General features: G+C 43.5%; 16 protein-coding genes. 5 read left to right on the forward strand and 11 right to left on the reverse strand.

Annotated elements, in window-relative coordinates:
* The first annotated feature begins 65 nt into the window (after positions 1-65).
* Complete coding sequence (locus HRQ85_RS06280; protein WP_050620776.1) at positions 66-1,814, forward strand: ATP-dependent endonuclease; 1,749 nt, start codon at positions 66-68, stop codon at positions 1,812-1,814.
* 171 nt (positions 1,815-1,985) lie between these two features.
* Here HRQ85_RS06280 and HRQ85_RS06285 read toward each other — a convergent pair whose 3' ends face one another.
* Complete coding sequence (locus HRQ85_RS06285) at positions 1,986-2,480, reverse strand: DUF1097 domain-containing protein (protein WP_017059817.1); 495 nt, start codon at positions 2,478-2,480, stop codon at positions 1,986-1,988.
* Positions 2,481-2,684: 204 nt separating this feature from the next.
* Complete coding sequence (locus HRQ85_RS06290) at positions 2,685-3,590, reverse strand: LysR substrate-binding domain-containing protein (protein WP_048613690.1); 906 nt, start codon at positions 3,588-3,590, stop codon at positions 2,685-2,687.
* A 273-nt stretch (positions 3,591-3,863) separates the two neighbouring features.
* Here HRQ85_RS06290 and focA point away from each other — a divergent pair, with 273 nt between their 5' ends.
* Entirely contained in the window at positions 3,864-5,315 is a 1,452-nt protein-coding gene (gene focA, locus HRQ85_RS06295; RefSeq protein ID WP_172379043.1) for a formate transporter FocA, read from the forward strand.
* 281 nt (positions 5,316-5,596) lie between these two features.
* On the opposite strand, the gene HRQ85_RS06300 is transcribed toward focA, so the two are convergent.
* From HRQ85_RS06300 to HRQ85_RS06310, 3 genes are all read right to left on the reverse strand, one after another.
* Positions 5,597-6,166, reverse strand: coding sequence for a YceI family protein (locus HRQ85_RS06300; protein ID WP_017059819.1), 570 nt, complete (start codon positions 6,164-6,166; stop codon positions 5,597-5,599).
* The gene (locus tag HRQ85_RS06305) at positions 6,163-6,702 is read right to left on the reverse strand and encodes a cytochrome b (RefSeq protein WP_172379045.1); all 540 of its coding nucleotides are present in this window, start codon (positions 6,700-6,702) and stop codon (positions 6,163-6,165) included. Before HRQ85_RS06305 ends, HRQ85_RS06300 begins: the two co-directional genes overlap by 4 nt.
* Before the next feature lie 153 nt (positions 6,703-6,855).
* Positions 6,856-7,101, reverse strand: coding sequence for a DUF2164 domain-containing protein (locus tag HRQ85_RS06310; protein ID WP_017059821.1), 246 nt, complete (start codon positions 7,099-7,101; stop codon positions 6,856-6,858).
* Positions 7,102-7,353: 252 nt separating this feature from the next.
* Here HRQ85_RS06310 and HRQ85_RS06315 point away from each other — a divergent pair, with 252 nt between their 5' ends.
* Together HRQ85_RS06315 and HRQ85_RS06320 are read left to right on the forward strand one after the other, a co-directional pair.
* Positions 7,354-7,989: a hypothetical protein gene (locus HRQ85_RS06315; protein WP_017069925.1), complete on the forward strand. Its 636-nt coding sequence runs from the start codon at positions 7,354-7,356 to the stop codon at positions 7,987-7,989.
* Between the two features lie 576 nt (positions 7,990-8,565).
* Entirely contained in the window at positions 8,566-9,303 is a 738-nt protein-coding gene (locus tag HRQ85_RS06320) for an EAL domain-containing protein (protein WP_172379047.1), read from the forward strand.
* Positions 9,304-9,485: 182 nt separating this feature from the next.
* Here the strand turns inward: HRQ85_RS06320 and HRQ85_RS06325 are convergent, their stop codons facing one another.
* Genes HRQ85_RS06325 through HRQ85_RS06335 form a run of 3 tightly spaced genes read right to left on the reverse strand, consistent with a single transcriptional unit; the run spans position 9,486 to position 14,685 of the window.
* The gene (locus HRQ85_RS06325) at positions 9,486-12,545 is read right to left on the reverse strand and encodes an efflux RND transporter permease subunit (protein ID WP_050633297.1); all 3,060 of its coding nucleotides are present in this window, start codon (positions 12,543-12,545) and stop codon (positions 9,486-9,488) included.
* A complete protein-coding gene (locus HRQ85_RS06330) occupies positions 12,542-13,597 on the reverse strand; it encodes an efflux RND transporter periplasmic adaptor subunit (RefSeq protein WP_050633296.1) in 1,056 nt (351 codons plus the stop codon). The genes HRQ85_RS06325 and HRQ85_RS06330 overlap by 4 nt, the downstream gene beginning before the upstream one ends.
* On the reverse strand, positions 13,597-14,685 hold the full coding sequence (locus HRQ85_RS06335; RefSeq protein ID WP_048612522.1) for an efflux RND transporter periplasmic adaptor subunit: 1,089 nt from the start codon (positions 14,683-14,685) through the stop codon (positions 13,597-13,599). Before HRQ85_RS06335 ends, HRQ85_RS06330 begins: the two co-directional genes overlap by 1 nt.
* Before the next feature lie 150 nt (positions 14,686-14,835).
* Between HRQ85_RS06335 and HRQ85_RS06340 the strand changes: the two genes are divergently transcribed.
* The gene (locus HRQ85_RS06340; RefSeq protein ID WP_050620783.1) at positions 14,836-15,579 is read left to right on the forward strand and encodes a TetR/AcrR family transcriptional regulator; all 744 of its coding nucleotides are present in this window, start codon (positions 14,836-14,838) and stop codon (positions 15,577-15,579) included.
* Positions 15,580-15,694: 115 nt separating this feature from the next.
* Here HRQ85_RS06340 and HRQ85_RS06345 read toward each other — a convergent pair whose 3' ends face one another.
* The 3 genes from HRQ85_RS06345 to HRQ85_RS26385 form a co-directional block, all read right to left on the reverse strand.
* Entirely contained in the window at positions 15,695-16,966 is a 1,272-nt protein-coding gene (locus HRQ85_RS06345) for a DEAD/DEAH box helicase (protein WP_172379048.1), read from the reverse strand.
* A 57-nt stretch (positions 16,967-17,023) separates the two neighbouring features.
* On the reverse strand, positions 17,024-17,635 hold the full coding sequence (locus HRQ85_RS06350; protein ID WP_172379049.1) for an acyl carrier protein phosphodiesterase: 612 nt from the start codon (positions 17,633-17,635) through the stop codon (positions 17,024-17,026).
* 204 nt (positions 17,636-17,839) lie between these two features.
* Positions 17,840-17,968: a hypothetical protein gene (locus HRQ85_RS26385; protein ID WP_017059831.1), complete on the reverse strand. Its 129-nt coding sequence runs from the start codon at positions 17,966-17,968 to the stop codon at positions 17,840-17,842.
* Positions 17,969-18,172 lie beyond the last annotated feature (204 nt).

Genomic DNA, 18,172 nt, shown 5'->3' on the forward strand with positions numbered 1-18,172 from the left:
ATTATGATTAAAGATATCTGTTAGCTTTCAAATAATTAGCAGAGCCTTCCGTTAGGAGTAAGCCTATGCAACTAGAAAGAATCGAGATTTCTGGCTTTCGAGGTATCAAGCGCATGTCACTCGCGTTTGACGAGCTAACCACGCTTATTGGCGAAAATACTTGGGGTAAGTCTTCATTATTGGATGCCCTTTCCGTCGTTCTGCCCTCAGACGGTGTGCCATATCACTTTGAAATGACCGATTTTCATGTCGATTACTCTGTTTCACACCCGCAGTCTCAACATCTTCAAATTGTTCTCGCATTAAAAGCTAACGATAAGAGCGAACTTAACGCAGGTCGTTATCGCAAACTCAAACCTATTTGGGTTCAAGATGAGTTTGGCGTATTTCGCATCTATTACCGAATCAGCGCGACGTTAGAACAGTATGAGACAACCACACACTATGCATTTCTCGGTTTGGACGGTAATCCGCTCAAGCTTCATCATTCTGAAAAGCTTGCTCAAGAATTAATGACCTTACATCCCGTCATCCGTTTGCGTGATGCAAGGCACTTTGATCGTCCTTTCAACGGCAAGTCCCTTAACCACAATGCTCACCTTCCTAGCAATGGTCACGCTAATCATGCAAATTCAAACGGGAACGGGAATCATCACGCAAGCAATGGCACAAACGGAAACGGCGCCAATAACGGTAATGGTCGCCAAGCAAGAATAGAAAAACGAATCGACAACACCTGCCGTCGTCTAATGGCGATTCCCGGTCACGTTAATAAAGGGGAAATGCGCAGTAGCCTAGAGTCGATGCAAAGTTTGATTGAACACTATTTTTCTTTCAAAAGTACTTCTCGTCGTAATCCTAGAAAACAGCGAGACGGATTGCTTTATTCTGCTGGCGCCAACGACCAGAGTATTCATCAACTTGTCGAAGAGACCAAAAATAAGCAAACTCGCTTATTATTCATGGGGTTACTTAACGCTTATCTACAAGCTAAAGGGCCAAACGACTTAAGGCGATGTGCGCGCCCTCTTTTGATCCTTGAAGATCCAGAAGGTCGATTGCACCCAACACACTTGGCAAGGGCTTGGAGCTTGATGCAGAAGTTGCCCATGCAGAAAATCCTCACCACCAACAGTGGCGACTTACTTGCAGCTGTTCCACTTCAATCGATTCGTCGCTTGGTTCGTCAGTCAGACAAAACCATTGCCAATCAACTCAACATGAACCACTTCAGTAAGGATGAACTTCGTCGAATTGGTTTTCATATCCGCTTCCACCGCTCAGGGGCATTGTTTGCTCGCTGTTGGCTATTAGTCGAAGGTGAAACCGAGGTTTGGTTGTTCAATGAACTTGCCAACCAATGTGGCTATAACCTGGCAGCGGAAGGTGTGCAGATTATTGAGTTCGCCCAATCAGGACTTAAGGCGCTGATTAAGGTCGCGCAAGAGTTTGGCATTGATTGGCATGTGGTGACTGACGGCGATGCGGCGGGTAAAAAATACGCAGCAACGGTGTTATCGAAACTCGGTAATGATCAGGAAAGACATCGACTCACCGAACTGCCAGATAAAGATATCGAGCATTACCTATATATGAATGGGTTTGAGAGCTTTTTCCGTGACATGGTTAAGATTCCCTACGATCACCCTATCCCTCCAAAGAAAGTGGTTGCCAAGGTATTGAAGAAACATGCAAAACCCGACCTTGCACTCGCCATTGTTTCTCATTGCGAGAATCAAGGACAAGAATGTATTCCGCTTTTATTAAGGTGGACATTAAAACGCGTGATCACCATGGCGAACGGAAATACCTAAGCATAATTTGTTTTATAGATGCTATCAGTTGCTCTACTGATGAAATTTTTAGCTAGTCACCTTAACCAAAAAAGGCACACCAAATGGTGTGCCTGTATAAATCGATATACAAATTAATTGGGGGTTATCTTGCAAGAGTTCACAGTGACTAACTAAGGTTAGGTTAACGAATTAAGCCTTTGCCTGTTTAGCGTGTTGTTCAACAACTTCCGAAGATTGAGTCGATTTCTCGTGAAGCCATAGCCCCGTTGCTTTCATCAAGTACCCAAATACACCACCAAGCAGCAAAGATGGTACTACAAGTTGCCAATCGCCACCTGCAGCAAACGTCGCACAGCAACCAATGAAGGTTCCTGGGATATAACCTAGCCACGCTTGTTTCGCTTGAATACACATAAAGAAAGCCACAATAGCAGTAATCATGTAGCCTAAAATCTCTAACCCTGCGAAGGTTGAGCTTTCGATAATCACCATTGCCCAGAATACGCCTGTCATGTTGGTCAATAAGCTACCGGCTAGTCCTTTAACGCCGCCAGTTGGCGAAGCAAAGTAACTGGTGCAACCTAAGAAACCTGCCCATGACAACAAGCCGAAAGAGATAGCAATCCATCCCCATAGACCTGACAAAATACCTGTTGTTAATGAAATCGCGACTAATGTACTCATACTATTTCTAAAGCCTAATTACGTAATTGTCCGCAACCGGATTTAGCCTCACTTAAAATCAAGTAAGTATACTATGGGAAGATAGCCCTTATTTAGCCGATCACGATCACATTAATAATGTATGCAGTTGTGCATTTATCACTAGATAGAGACCGGAATCGCTTATTCAACACGATTAGTTATTAGTATTTTATCAAATCTACCTTACAGAACCGATGGCTTGCCTTTCATCATACGCTTACCTTCACGCTTGATACATTCAGCAAGTGGGTTCTCAGCCATGTCAGCTCGCCAAATAAAGGACAAGGTTCTTTCCATTTCAAGCTCAGGAACATTCAACGTCACCAGTTGACCTGACTCAACAAACTGTTCGACATCTAGATAAGGTAAACACGTTAAATATGGACCGTTTGCAACCAAACTTCTTAAAACAGGAACGTGTTCATACTCTCGCCAAACATCGAGATCGCCAATTAAATGGTGAATAGAGCTATCAAAAACTTTGCGAGTACCCGAACCATGTTCGCGTAATACCCACTTTGCTTGTTCTAATTGCGCCAAGCTGACTCGTTCACGCTTCGCAAACGGGTGATGAGCCGATGCAACCACCGTTAAATGGTCAGTACACCACACTTCTTGGTGTACTCGGTTGTCATCACAACGACCTTCGATAACACCCAAGTCATATTGATAATCTAATACACCATCAATGACTGCGTCGGTACTTTGCACGCCAAGCGAGATTCGCATCTCAGGAAAGTCGTTATCAATAATACTGATGAGATCCGGAACGAGGTGTTCCGCTGGAGTTTGGCTAGCACCTAATTTGAGTTCGCCACTCAACAAATGCTGCTCGTAAAAACCCATCTCAATTTGCTGCGCATCTTGCAGTAAACGCTTCGCTTTTGGTCTTAGCCACATGCCCCAATGAGTCAGGGCCATTTGCTTTCCCTGCCTTTCAAACAAAGGCCTGCCGAGCATTTTTTCCAACTGTGCAAGAGACATACTTGTCGCCGACTGAGTCAACGCCAATTTGTCTGCTGCCTGACTAACGCTCCCGGAGTCTGCTACTGCATCAAATACCGCGAGTTGCTTTAATGAATAACGCAAAATTCATCCTTAATGCTTTTAATTATTTGTGTCCTGATGCTCGTTTTTTATAAAGCCGATGAGCAATCAATTTCATTCTACGCGTAACCAAATCTATATCAATAAATTTGATGTGGTTTCTAAAAATTATCAATTTTACCTCTACCCCTCAACGCCCTAATCTGAAATGGCAGGACACAACGAGCCCTGCAAAACATTACTGATTAACCATTACGGATTAACCAGGTCATTAACACTAGGAATTACACATGACGGATTGTTCAAGGGGGGGATATGGCAACCAGCACTTCTGAAAATCATCAACTGTTCTCACCAACAGAAATGATGGCGGAAGCAGAGAAGTTTGCATTAAGTAAAGCAAATAAAACCAGCAGCATGACATTGAGTTTGGCAATCATGGCTGGCGCATTCATCGGGCTTGCTTTTCTATTCTACATCACGGTAACCACGGGCAGCGCAGATGCTGGATGGGGATTAAGTCGCTTAGCCGGCGGTCTTGCCTTCAGTATGGGTTTGATCTTGATTGTGATTTGCGGTGGTGAGCTATTTACCAGCTCAGTGTTATCAAGCATCTCATGGGCTAACAAGCAAATCACCTTTACGAAGATGCTGTCTATCTGGGGCAAGGTGTATGTCGGCAACTTTATCGGTGCCATGTTCCTATTGGCTTTGGTAAGCGCAGCAGGCTTATATCAACTGGATGGCGGGCAATGGGGCTTAAACGCTCTAAACATTGCTCAACACAAGCTACACCACAGCCCTGTTCAAGCGTTTGCTTTGGGTGTGCTTTGTAACTTGTTGGTGTGTTTAGCGATTTGGTTAACGTTCAGCTCTGCTAACGCAATGACCAAAGCAATGATGACCGTGTTACCCGTTGCAATGTTCGTAAGCTCAGGCTTTGAACACTGTGTGGCGAATATGTTCATGGTTCCGCTAGGCATCACGATTCAAACATTCGCCCCGGAAAGCTTCTGGATGCAAATCGGTGCAACACCAGCGCAGTACGCAGACTTAAACGTCATGCAATTTGTCACAGCAAACTTAATACCAGTGACAATCGGCAACATCGTAGGTGGTTCAGTATTGGTCGGCTTAGCCAACTGGAGTATCTACCGTCGCCCACAACTTAAAGCAGCAAAAATTACCGCTATTACACAAACAACAGAAATTACGTCAGTTAAGGAAATTACTATGAACACAGCAACTACTATCAAGCAAATCATGAACACTCAACCAATTACACTGAGCGTAGAAATGCCAACATCAGTCGCGATTGATACACTTTTAGACGCGCAACTTGTTAGCGCTCCTGTTTGCGATGTTGAAGGCCGTCTAGTGGGTATCTTCTCTGTTCATGACGTAATGGTTGACCTTTGGTGCCAAGATTACATCCCAACTAAAGGCCAGAAAGTCGTAGACCTAATGAGCCGTGACGTTGTGGCAATTGATGCAAACGACAAGCTAGTAGATGTTGCTGAGTTCCTATGCATCGACAAAGAGCAATTGTACCCGACGACAAGCATGGGCTTCGCTACTCGCCTGACATCTCTTTCTCTAGAAGAGCGTGCAAAAGCGATGAAAGTAAGCCAACCACATATGCTTCCAGTGTTAGAAAATGGCGTAATGGCGGGTGTATTGACTCGCATTGAAGTGATGCAAGCACTGCGTCCAATCTACGGTGACCGACTAAACGTGGTTCCTAAAGCTGAACTAGAAACAGCTTAACTAATCTTAAGTTGAACTATTAGGGATTAGTAGTTCAATTAGATAACTCAGTCATGGCAACGTTGACTGGCTAGAGGTAAATGGTGGCTTTTAACGTACTAAACGGTTTGACACAAAACAGACCTAAACACGTTGCCATTTCTCTCAATAAAAAAGGCGCAAAGTGAAAACTTTGCGCCTTTCTCTATTTCTAACTGTTGACCTATTTAGTATCGATGATGTCTCTAAAAAATGTTGATACCTGTCAGAGAGCTAGAAAGCTAGAAAGCTAGAAAGCTAGATTACTTCTTTACGCCTTCAACGTGTAGATCCATATCTACATAGCTTGAAGCGCCCATTACTGGAATGTTGAAGTCAGCAAGCTCTAGACGAGTTGTACCAACGAAACCTGCACGCTCACCGCCCCATGGGTCTTGACCAGCACCGATGAATTCAGCTTCGATAACGATAGGCTTAGTTACACCGTGAAGTTTCAGATCACCCATAACTTCAAGTTTGCCGTCACCTTTATCAACCACTTTTGTGCTGTTGAATGTCGCATCAGAGAACTTACCAGCGTCGATGAAATCACCGCTACGGATATGCTTATCGCGCTCTGCGTGGTTTGAATCAAGGCTTGTAGTATCAACCGTTACGTTTACTGTAGACGCTTCAACGTTGCTTTCATCAAATGAGAAGTCACCTGAGAATGTGTTAAAACGACCTTGGATAAAGCTGTAACCTAGGTGGCTAACTTTAAAGTTAACTGAAGCATGCGCACCTTTTGTATCAATCACGTAATCAGCGGCGTTCGCAGCGAAAGGCATTGCCATTGCAAATGCTAATCCTGTAGCGATAATTGACTTTTTCATTTTGAAGCTCCTATCATTTTTCGTAGCGTATCGTCTTTGTCGATAACGTGGTGTTTTATCGCCGCTAAGGCGTGTACTGATGCCATGATGATCAGTACCCATGCAGCATAGTAGTGAATCGTTCCTGCGAGATCAGATTGGTTTGCAAACAGTTCACCCATACTTGGTACAGTGAACCAGTTGAACACGTCGATCCCGCGGCCATCTGATGTTGAAATCAAATAACCTGAAATAAATAAAACCGCTAAGTTAATGTACATAAAGCCGTGAGCGATCTTCGCTGCTGCAACTTCATAGCTTTTACCTTCTACTTTAGGTGACACGGTAACTAGTTTCCAAACCAAGCGGATAACAGTAACAGTAGCCAAAAGAATGCCTACCGAGCGGTGATAGTCTGGCGCTGTTTTGTACCACTCGCTGTAATATGAAAGATCAACCATCCACAGGCCTACACCAAATAAGCCAAATACTGCGAGAGCTGAAATCCAATGCATCGCTCTAGCTAAAGGGTTGTAATTTCTAACGTTGTTGTCCATGCATCTCTTCCGAATGTTAACGAATCGTGTAGTTTTGACAAGCGTACCCTACACTAAGTTTGTGTAACATATTATTTACCAAGCTTTACAATAGTTACATCATTGCAAATTAAACGAGTTATTCAAATTATTTGAACAAGTTTGGGCTAAACGTTAAATTTCAACAATTTGCTCGATCTCGTAGAGCTCATCTGAGATGTCTAACATTTTGCGTTCCATCACTTTCTGAGCGTCTTCTATCCCCTTGTTGTAGTAAACAGCACCAAACTTTTTGCTAATGAAGTCGACCAAGAATTCCGTGTCGAACTGACCAAGCTCCACATCAAGTTCATCTTGCAGGTACTTTTGGAGCGTATGAGTAAGCTCAGATTTTTGTTTCGAATCTAATTGAATGGTCATGAATGTTTCCAAATAAAGAGTAAGTAGATCAATTGTGATTTGCTGACTAGACTATAGTCGAGGTAACTAGCTAGAATTCCTCATAATTTAGAATACAGACCAGTAGAGCGCCAGTGCTATCCATAAAATCACTCAGCAATGGTTAATTTTGATAGAGAGATCAAGAACTCGCACTTTGACGATAGGTAACGGAACCGCAATTACCGTACTATTGCCCATCAATAAGATAGTAGCTGTGTATAAGGGACTTCATTGTTATTAGATCTAGTGATTAAAAGCGTTAATCAGTTTCAAGACGATTGCCTAAAGCTCTGTGAACGCCACTACCCTACGGTGCACAATCAAGGGATCAGTGAGCACCATATAGGAAAGGCATTTGCTCGCCGAATGGAGCACACCTTCGTTAGCTTTAATCATGCAAGCAACATCAGCCCACTTGAAATGCTTTCTTCTGGCGAAACGCCTCGTCACTTCCGAATATCTTCCGAAATTGGTACCGTTTGGATGATCAGTCATCATATGGTGAGCGCCGGGAAAACCTGTCGTAGAAAGTTGATGTTGGACATCCATAATTGGCAACAAGAGTATGGATTTTCAATTCAACCCAATGACGTTTTGATCATTGTCTCCGACCATTGGATTAGCCGAAGTAAAAATAGTGGCGAATTATTACATTGGTGGATGGGTGAACTCCCAGACGAGATCACTGAATATAGCCAACAAGGTATCACGCTAAGAGAGAGTGATTCTCAATTCGCTACTGACTTAAATAATAATTTTAAAATCAGCCCTTGCTTCATTAAATTTGGACACCCTTTAAAGCGGTCAGGAAATCAACAACTGGTTCGTAAATACCTGCAACTTTACGCAGTACTTCAATGGCAGTAAGAATACGGGTCAACTTTTTTAATCAGTCTTGAAAGTAAATAGTTAGACCTCCATCCCAATATTTTATAAAACCTAACTCAAGCCATACCCAATAGTCAATCAAAGTTTATCTTCGATAAAATAATAACTTATCAGCTCATCGTTCATATTTTGAGAAGTAGATATCATTTATATGCAAACAGAGTTGTTTGTTAATAATGTAACTTTGACATTCCCCCATAACCTGAGGCTTTATCCTTACTTTCACCTGGTGTATTGGCGTTGAAAGCTTATATTGATTGGTGTTGATATGAGATAGATTACTCAGAGATTAAATTCACAATAGTCATTATTAATGGTGAATGATAAGTAATTTTAATGACTAATATCAATTATCATGCTGTTTTTTCGTTAATTATATTTATTTAAATAATGGCTCTACAAATGAGTTTTTATTAATTGACAATTTACTTACACCTGTCAATATTGTGACAGCCGCGACATGTACGTCCGCCATTGAATAAGCCCTCTTTACTAGCGACTATGATTTTATCAGACAGAAGTGAATTTATTAGCTGTATATCCGTAGATGCTGATATGCAGTTTATTGCGAAATACCAAGACCTGACGCTTAGAAGCGTCTATCAACCTATATTCGACTCTTCTATGACTCAAATAGGTGTTGAGGCTTTGGTGCGCATTTCAAATAACAAAGGTGATATTGTTCGTCCTGATCACTTCTTCCATTCCGACGAAACCTCAAGCACAGACAAAATCAATGTCGAGAGGCTGAGTCGAGCCATTCATATCCGTAACTTCGCACAATCGACAATCCGTCATTTACATCTATTTTTGAACGTTCTTCCAAACGTGGGTGAGTTGTTTGCTGCAGAAAAGGTCAGCGATAGCTTGTTAGCTAGACGCCTTCACGAGCTTAACCTTTCATGCGAACAGATAGTGATGGAGTTGGTAGAGTTGAATGCAGAAAGTGAAGAGCGTTTGAAGGATGCCGCCCTTTCGCTTGCGGATAATGGCTTTCAAATAGCGGTCGATGATTTTGGAACACAAGCATCAACCGAACAGCGCGTTCGTCACATTAACCCTCATATCATCAAGATAGACCGCTCGGTTATGTTGGACTTTGAAAAAGGCGACACTCGAGAAATGGAGTTAGTGCTTGATCTTGCAAACCAAATTGGCGCAAAGACTGTGATTGAAGGCATAGAAACCCAACAACAACTCGAAGCGATGCAAGGCTTAGGCTTCAATATGTATCAAGGCTACCACTTAGCCATGCCAAAGCCGATTGAGTTGGACATACGCCTAGCAATCTAGAGCCTCCCCTCAACTTACTTAAAGCCGCTTGCCCATTGGGTAGCGGCTTTTTTAATGCTTATCTATTCGTACCCTCTTACCACTTTCACTTGTTAAGACATTTCAGGACGGGACAATACGTATAAAAAAGCCCAGTCAAATTTGACTGGGCTGGCTTAAAAGAATCTGGTTTATATCAATCCCTAATAACCCGCAGTGGACGGTTTGATTCTATATAGAATAGCGAACATCACTGGTACTACTATTAGCGTTAGTACGGTAGCAAAGCCTAAGCCTGCCATGATGGTAATCGCCATCGAGCCGAAAAATGCATCGAATACCAAGGGAATCATGCCCAAGATAGTTGTTAATGCTGCCATAGATACCGGTCGCACACGACTGATCGCACTGTCGACAACCGCTAAATATGGGTCTTTACCTGTTTGTAGCTCACTGTTGATCTGGTCAAGCAGTACGATACCGTTCTTCAAAATCATGCCACTTAGACTCAATAGACCTAAGAACGCAGTGAAGCTGAATGGCATATTAGTACCTAACAGACCAATCGAAACACCAATGATAGAGAGTGGCACCGTAAACCAAATCACAAGTGGCTTACGAACCGAGTTAAACAGAAGCATAGTGATGATAAACATCAGCAAGTAACCCATTGGCAGTGAACCAAATAGAGATTCTTGTGCATCTTTAGAACTCTCGTACTCACCGCCCCAACTAATGTTGTAACCTGCTGGTAAATCGAGTGCTTCAACCTTTGGTTTTACGCGAGCAAACAAGCTAGCTGGTGTTTCATCACCCAATACATCGTGATCAGCCAGAACCGTTAACGTACGCTTTCTGTCACGACGTTGAATCAGTGGCTCAGACCATTGAAGCTCAACTCCATCGATCACTTGTTCTACAGGAATGTAGGTTTGCAGTGATGGGCTCCAGATCTTCACATTGTTTAGTGATTCAAAATCAAAACGCTCTTCTTCAGGCAGGCGTGCCACGATAGGTAACATGTGCGTACCATCGCGCAGTAAGCCGATGTTGTAACCACCAAACGCCATCTGTAGTGTCTCAGACAGATCTGTCTTTGAAATGCCAAGGCGACGTGCTTTTGATTCGTTAAACAGTGGCACGAGCTCTTTGGTACGTTCACGCCAATCGTGACGCACATTTCGAGAGCCAGGGTCCGCCAACAGGATATCTTCTACCTCAACCGCAATGCTGCGAAGAATCTGCGGGTCGGCACCGCTAATACGAGCTTCGATTTTTGAAGCTGGCGACGGGCCAAACTCAATCAGTTTAAATTGGAACGTAGGTTGTTCAAATTTATTGGCCAAGTCCTTGTCTAGCCCTTCTAGGACTTTAAACATGGTGTCTCGGTCAGTCGTTCGTACCTGTAGCTGACTGTACGCTTCGTAACTTTTCTCGGGTTGGTATGTCAGCGCAAAACGTTGCATGCCCTGTCCAACCGTTGTTGTCACGAACTCTACATCGTCTTGCTGGCGAATGTAGCTTTCAACTTTTTCTGTCTGCTTGATCGTTTCACGAACATCGGTGCCTTCTGGCATCCACATGTCTACGTAAAACATTGGCGTATTTGACGGTGGGAAGAACTGCTGCTTCACCATACCAAAACCGACCACAGAAACTGCTAATAGCGCGACCATGCTAACTACAGTAAGCCATCTAAATCGAAGTGCTACTTTCAGACACGCACCGAATACCACAAACAGGATGCCTTTGTATGGGTCTTCGTTTTCATCAACCTTGTCTTCTTCTTTAAGCAACATCTCGGCAAGGAAAGGCGTTAGTGTTAGTGCTGTTACCCAACTCAAAAACAGTGAGAAACACAGTACCCAGAACAACGAACCCATGAATTCGCCTGTCGCATCTTTCGACAAACCAATCGGTGCAAACGCTGTGATAGCGATTATGGTCGCACCTAATAGTGGCCATTGCGTTTGCTTCACGATGTCTTTCGCTGCTTGAAGCTTGGTTTTGCCTTTCTTCAAGCCAACCAAAATACCTTCAACGACAACAATCGCGTTATCCACCAGCATACCCAGTGCGATGATTAAAGCACCCAGCGAGATACGGTGCAGTTCAACATCGTTGTAGTCCATCAAAATGAACGTACCGAACACCGTCAGTAGCAGTACTAAACCGATGATTAAACCACTGCGTAAGCCCATCGCGAACAGAAGTACGATGATAACAATTGCAACCGCTTCCACTAGGCTGATCAAGAAATCAGCAACAGACTTGTCCACTTCTTGTGCTTGGTTGTAGAAGTAATTCAACTCAACACCGGCTGGCTTAATGCTTTCTAAACGATCAAGTTCTGCATCAAGCGCATTACCGATTTCCACCACGTTTACGCCCGATGAGAACGCAATGCCTAGGTTGATTGCTGGTTTGCCATTGTAAGTTAATACGTTACCTGGCTTTTCTTGGATTCCGCGAGTAACCTCAGCGACATCTTTCAAGCGAATTAGGTTACCCGTATCGCGACCATGAATAATTAAGTTTTCTAATTCTTCAACCGTGCTCAGCGTGCCGTTAGGTTTGATGGTTAGGCTTTGACCATTGAGCATGACCTCGCCAGCCGATACCACACTATTTTGCTGTGCGAGCAATGATGTCACTGTCGACATGTCTAGGTTTAACGCCGCTAAACGCTCAAGTGACATCTCAACGAACAATTGCTCTTGTTGGTCGCCTGCGATACTTACCTTGCCTACGCCTTCAACCAGTTCGATTTCACGTGTGAGATAATCAGCATACTGCTTGAGCTCGACATAATCGTAACCATCACCCGTCAGCATGATCATTACACCAAACACATCACCAAAATCATCGATGATCTGAACAGAATTAACACCACTAGGCAGCGTTGGCTGTAGGTCGTTGATCTTACGACGCATTTCATCCCAGATTTGAGGTAGCTCATCCGGACCATAGTCCATCTTCATGCTCACCATAATTTGAGACATGCCATTCGATGAGGTTGAGGTAATCTTGTCGATATAAGGCAGCTGTCGTATCTCTTTTTCAAGTGGATACGTCAACTCCTCTTCAACTTCCATTGACGTAGCGCCAGGGTAAGTTGAAATAATCATGGCATCTTTAATAGTAAAAGCCGGGTCTTCTAAACGGGATAGGTTGCCAAAAGACGACACACCGCCAATGGCTAAAATGACTAGAAACAGCCAGCTGATTACTTTGTTTTTTATTGAATATTCTGCGATGTTCATTCTGCTTTTCCTGACAATTGGATTCCGTCACGGAGTTTTCTTAGATTCGAGTTTACGAGTCGATCACCTTGCTCAACGCCATGAGCGATTAATGCGCCTTGGCCACTGATCTTGTCGACTTCTACTTCGCTTTTGAATGCTTGTCCGTCTTCCATTTTCCACACATAGAACTGATTCGCTTCAGAGCCCGCTTCTAGCGTTGTCATTGGTAGCTGATAGCCTTGAACATCACTCAGGCCCGCTTTCGCCATATCCACATTGACCGTAACGCTCGTGCCCGGCAGAATTTCACTTTCAGGCTGCTGCATCTGCATCCAAAATTCGTAGGTACGTGATTGCGGGTGTAGTTCACTGGTGTGCTCTAGATACGTCAGTGGGTATTGGCCTGTGTGACCGCCAAAGGTCGCCTCAGGACGATAGCTATTTGAACGCATGTCTGGGCTAATTGATGCCAAGATCGAATCTGATACTTGAATTCGCACATACACTTTGTCGTTCTGGTACACACTCAGTAGTGTTTCTCCAGGCGTCGTGTTTTCGAACCGTTGCTTATCGACAGTTGAAACTGTTCCTGAGAACGGCGCTAAAAGTTCTGTGTAACTTAGCTTGCGTTTCGCCGCCGCCAAATTCGCCGATGCGAGCTTGTAGTTAGCCGTCAATTGGTCGTGTTCTGATTGCGATAACATTTCGCTGCCAAACATCTCCGTTCCACGGGCCAACTGTTTGCTCGCCAGTTTGAATTGAGAATGAGCATCAGTCAGATCTTGTACGTACGTTGCGTTATCTAAGGTGGCTAATAACTGCCCTTTTTCGACGTTATCGCCCGCTTCTACTAATACTTGTTGAATCTCGCCTGCTAGCTTAAATGCCAAGGGAGTCAATTCAGCTGGCATCACCTGTCCATTAAAACTTCTGAACTGATTAGTCAGCGGTGCGCCAACTTCAAAGGTAGAAACCAACAAAGGCGGTTGCTCACGGTGCACAGCTTCATTGTTACAGGCTTGAAGTAACAGAGCCGACGCGACAACAACTGATAATTTTGAAAGGTTCATTAAATACCGCCTTCACGAAGCCAAGCTTTTACTTGTTGTCCGTCTGATAACACATCCACACCCGCTTCAACGATAAGGTCGCCAGACGACAATCCGTCGATAACCTTGCCTTGCTCATCTAGAAGGACTTGTACTTTAGAAATCAGTTGAGAGTCAGGGTTATAACGCCATAGTTCACCATGGCCTGCGTCTTTGTTTAACCAAGCTGAATCCACAATACCAATGCCGTAGTCAGATTTACTTTTCTGAACTTCAACTTGCGCTGTCATACCAGAAAGTAGATTGATGCCTTCTGGCTTTTCGATAGACACAACCGCTTGGTAGCTGTTGGTGTCTTCATCTGGTTGCGTAGAGATTTCTTTAAAGCGAGTCGGGATACGAATGCCGCGGTGGCTGTCCATCACAACCCACATGTTTGAGCTCGTTAGGTCTTGAATAGAACGGTCTTCAAGCTTTGATACTGGAATTGAAAACGTCACATCCATTTCACTGTGATTCAAGATATTCAGTACAGGCTGCTTTTCTGCGATCAATTGATATTGCTTTCCAAACACCATCGATACCACGCCATCGAATGGAGCAACTAAGGTAGTGTAGCCAAGGTTTGTTTTTGCTTGGTCCAACTCAACTTCAGCGGCAGTAAAGGTGTTGACGGCTTGGTCGTAGTAATCGGTACTGACCAGTTTTTTCGCATACAACTCAGAAGCTTGTTTGTATTGGCTGTTCGCCAGATCAAATTTAGCTTGGGCTGCGTCAACGGCAATACGGTAATCCGTTGCGTCTAATACGGCTAACACCTGACCTTTCTTCACTTCTTGTCCCATACGAACATCGAAGGTTTCTATATCACCACCCACTTGGAAAGAAAGTGCCGCACGGTCGGTTGCATCAACCTTTGCAATGAAGCTATCAAGATCGATATCAGTCTGTTGCGGGATTTCGAACAGCTTTACAGGCTTGATTACCTGCTCATTTTCCTCTGACTGAACTTTGTCACATCCAGTTAGAGAACCTGCGAGCAATAGTGCTGCAATAACAGCTCCCATGCGCTTGCTCGATATGGCATTGATAGACAAATTGGACTGCATGATGTCTCTCCATTTAATTATTATGATTTATTACACAGGTGGGCAGTATATTTAATATTAAATAATTCTCAAGCTTTACTTTCCACCTGTGCAGTATTTTTTATTTCAGTAAAAACAGTGTAGAATGTGGTAATCAGGTAATTATGTGAAATGAAGATGACCGAAAAAAAGCAAGGTAGAAGAAGTGCAAAAGACGCCGAAGAGACGCGTTTTTTGATCATGAGCGTTGCCGCAGACATGTTCTGTGACTTTGGCTACGATCGTGTATCACTGCGAAACATCAGTGAAAAGGCAGGCGTATCACATAGCCTTATCCGCCACCACTTTGGTAGTAAAGAAAAGATTTGGCATGCGATAAGTGATTGTTTACATGATTATTTTCAGTCTTACATCAGTAAGATTATGGAAGAGCTGCCAAAAGATGTTGCGCCAAATATCGCTATCTACCTGTTTAGCATGCGTCTGTTCACCAACATGATTCACTCACGTAGGCCAATGCAGCTTATTTCAGACTCTGTTCGCCAAGAAGACAACCTTGTTGATTACTTCATCGACAATGTCGGCGATGTTGAAAAAGAGATTAACGGCCTTGCCGCTGAGTACAATGCAGCTAACCCAGACAAAATGATCAACATTTACGAAGTTAAATGGCAAATGATCATGTACGCAAACGGCGCTGTATGCCTCACTCCCTTTATGGAAAGCACTTGGAATGAAGGCGATATGGTCACCTCTCCTGAAGATGCCCTACTTAAGCATTGGCAGCTTTTCAACACGCAGATGGTCAGCAAGTTCAATATTGATGAAGAGTGGGTTCTAAACCCAACCTCGATTGAAGAGCTGATTTATGAAGTGCCATGTGAATGGAAGTGTAACCAGGAACACAAAGCTTAATCGGGTTCATAACCATTATGAGCTTATAAGATACAAAAACGCGCCGTTACAGAAGTCACTGTAACGGCGCGTTTTTATATGTAGAGATCTTTAAACTGGAGCTTTGTACAGCTTATTAGCGACGGGCTTTACCGCGATTTTGATGAACCTTAAGCTTCGCTTTCATCTTACGTTTTTCTGATGAACGGCTTTTGCTGCGACCACCACGATCGGGCGCTAGATCTTTTTCTAAGCTTGGTTCAAAGCCCTCTAGCCACTCTTGAGGCAAGCGAGTATCAAGTAATCGCTCAATATCACCCAATAGGTAAGCTTCGTCCTGACTCATCAAAGAGATCGCTAAACCACTGTTGCCCGCACGGCCAGTTCGTCCGATGCGGTGAACGTAATCTTCTGCTTTGAATGGCATGTCATAATTCACAACTTGTTCTAGCTGCTGAATATCGATACCACGGGCTGCAACGTCAGTCGCGATCAACGCGCGAACTTTACCTGACTTGAAATCGTCTAGGGCTTTTTGACGCGCACCTTGGCTCTTATCGCCATTGATTGATGCCGCTTTAATGCCGTCTAACTTAAGCTCTTTAACGAGAGCATCAGTGCCCTGCTTAGTCTTAGTGAACACCAACACTTGTTGCCAGTTTTTTGAGCCAATCAAATACGCTAATAATTCACTTTTACGCGACTTATCTACCGGGTAAACCATCTGTGTTACGGTTTCAGCGGTGCTGTTTTTTGGCGTAACTTGAATTTCACTCGGCTTCTGCATCATACGGTGTGCAATCGCTTTGATTTTGTTATCAAACGTTGCAGAGAAGAACAGAGTTTGACGCACTTCGTTCATGCGAGAAAGAATACGCTTGATGTCAGGCATGAAGCCCATATCTAACATACGGTCAGCTTCATCCAGTACCAGTACTTCCGTTTGGCTCAACATGATGTTTCTAGTGAACATGTGATCAATAAGACGACCAGGCGTCGCGACAAGAATATCTGCGCCACCGCGTAAGTTATCAGTTTGTACCTTCATGCTGACGCCGCCGTAAGCCACCACGACTTTAATGTCGGTGCCCTTTGCGTAGCTAGTTAAGTTATCGAAAACCTGTTGTGCCAATTCACGAGTTGGCACTAAAACAAGAGCACGAACGAGCTTAGGGTTCGGAATAACGTTGTCTTTCGTCTCGATTAATCTTTGAATAATCGGTAAACCAAACGCAGCCGTTTTACCTGTACCCGTTTGAGCACCAGCCAGTACATCTTTGCCTTCTAATACCAATGGAATCGCTTGTTCTTGAACACTGGTAGGAGCCGTAAAATTAAGCTCAGACAGCGTGGCAAGAAGATGCTCAGATAATCCTAGTTGGTTAAAAGATTTTGTAGATTCAGACATAGTATGATGCTCAAAGATTAAATAGGCGCGGATTGTAGCAAACCTGCATTACGCTGTTTACCTTTCCTTTTGATTTTTCTTCATTTGAAGCGCATTAAACTGCTTCGCTTCTTCTAAGACGTTGGGATAAAGCTCATTAAAGTGACACTGCAACGTATCGTAGTGACGTTCGAGGTCATCGTAACATGCTTCGAGCATACCGAGCTTGGGCCTTCTCATCGCCATTCGCTGCAATACCACCTCTATAGACGACATGTCTTGATAACTCTCTAACCATCTGTGTTCAGCCATTTTCTGATGAACCATAACGAAATTTTCTGGCCAGTGTGGCTCTTGATGTTCAAAGATCTGCTCATGGCTATCGAAACAAAAACGCTCTAATGTCTGCTGTGAAAACTGAGCCCAATGATTGGCTAAGCAGTGATCCCAAAATACATCGAGTGCGATAGGCGCAAAGCGTCGTGTTTGGTCTGAGAAAAGTGATTTTGCAGAACGAGATACATCATGACGATCAGTATAGCTATCAACAAATCGATGAAGCCTAATACCGTCAGAAAGGGAATCAGAATAGTGTTTATTAGGGTCGCCTTTAACAAAATCACCTAACAGGTTACCTGCTAAGTTGCTGTTACAGTGCTTGGCGATGTGAAGGTGTGCGAGAAAGTTCATTGAACCTCATTAAAGTATCGAGAACTAAGTAACATGGTAAACGTACTCGTTTATCTTCGCGAACTTTAATGAGGATAGTTTTGGTATGACGTGTGAGCGAATAAGATTTGCTCAGTTTAGAATTGTTTGCTTTGAGAAGCTTTAGCTAAGAAAACTTTTAGCTTTAAACGTTTCAGTTGAAACTCTACTAAAGATCTTAAAAGCTTAGTTCGAAGACTTGAAAAGCTCTTCTGCTAACTGTTTCACTGTCTGTTCATAGTCAGACAAATCAATGCCAATTTCCATAGCATCTAACAACTCTAGACTTTCGTCATTATAAGATTGGTCACTCATTGTGCCCCCTCTATTCCTTGATGTGGACATGATGTCCTATTAACTAGTGCACCATCTTGGACTTATATTATGTCACTTTGATGAACGCACTCTACTCTACCCATTCCATATTCATAGCTTAAAGCTACTCGCGATCATTAACGCTTTTTTACGCTAAAGGGGTATACGCGAACGACATATGTACTGCCACCTTACACCAAGTAC

This window comes from Vibrio sp. Vb339 (assembly GCF_902751245.1).
Taxonomy (GTDB): domain Bacteria; phylum Pseudomonadota; class Gammaproteobacteria; order Enterobacterales; family Vibrionaceae; genus Vibrio; species Vibrio coralliirubri.

Excerpts from the sequence above, each read along its gene's own strand:
- HRQ85_RS06280 (WP_050620776.1), top strand. The coding sequence starts at position 66 with ATGCAACTAGAAAGAATCGAGATTTCTGGCTTTCGAGGTATCAAGCGC.
- HRQ85_RS06285 (WP_017059817.1), bottom strand. The coding sequence starts at position 2,480 with ATGAGTACATTAGTCGCGATTTCATTAACAACAGGTATTTTGTCAGGT.
- focA (WP_172379043.1), top strand. The coding sequence starts at position 3,864 with ATGGCAACCAGCACTTCTGAAAATCATCAACTGTTCTCACCAACAGAA.
- HRQ85_RS06300 (WP_017059819.1), bottom strand. The coding sequence starts at position 6,166 with ATGAAAAAGTCAATTATCGCTACAGGATTAGCATTTGCAATGGCAATG.
- HRQ85_RS06305 (WP_172379045.1), bottom strand. The coding sequence starts at position 6,702 with ATGGACAACAACGTTAGAAATTACAACCCTTTAGCTAGAGCGATGCAT.
- HRQ85_RS06310 (WP_017059821.1), bottom strand. The coding sequence starts at position 7,101 with ATGACCATTCAATTAGATTCGAAACAAAAATCTGAGCTTACTCATACG.
- HRQ85_RS06320 (WP_172379047.1), top strand. The coding sequence starts at position 8,566 with ATGCAGTTTATTGCGAAATACCAAGACCTGACGCTTAGAAGCGTCTAT.
- HRQ85_RS06325 (WP_050633297.1), bottom strand. The coding sequence starts at position 12,545 with ATGAACATCGCAGAATATTCAATAAAAAACAAAGTAATCAGCTGGCTG.
- HRQ85_RS06330 (WP_050633296.1), bottom strand. The coding sequence starts at position 13,597 with ATGAACCTTTCAAAATTATCAGTTGTTGTCGCGTCGGCTCTGTTACTT.
- HRQ85_RS06335 (WP_048612522.1), bottom strand. The coding sequence starts at position 14,685 with ATGCAGTCCAATTTGTCTATCAATGCCATATCGAGCAAGCGCATGGGA.
- HRQ85_RS06340 (WP_050620783.1), top strand. The coding sequence starts at position 14,836 with ATGAAGATGACCGAAAAAAAGCAAGGTAGAAGAAGTGCAAAAGACGCC.
- HRQ85_RS06345 (WP_172379048.1), bottom strand. The coding sequence starts at position 16,966 with ATGTCTGAATCTACAAAATCTTTTAACCAACTAGGATTATCTGAGCAT.
- HRQ85_RS06350 (WP_172379049.1), bottom strand. The coding sequence starts at position 17,635 with ATGAACTTTCTCGCACACCTTCACATCGCCAAGCACTGTAACAGCAAC.
- HRQ85_RS26385 (WP_017059831.1), bottom strand. The coding sequence starts at position 17,968 with ATGAGTGACCAATCTTATAATGACGAAAGTCTAGAGTTGTTAGATGCT.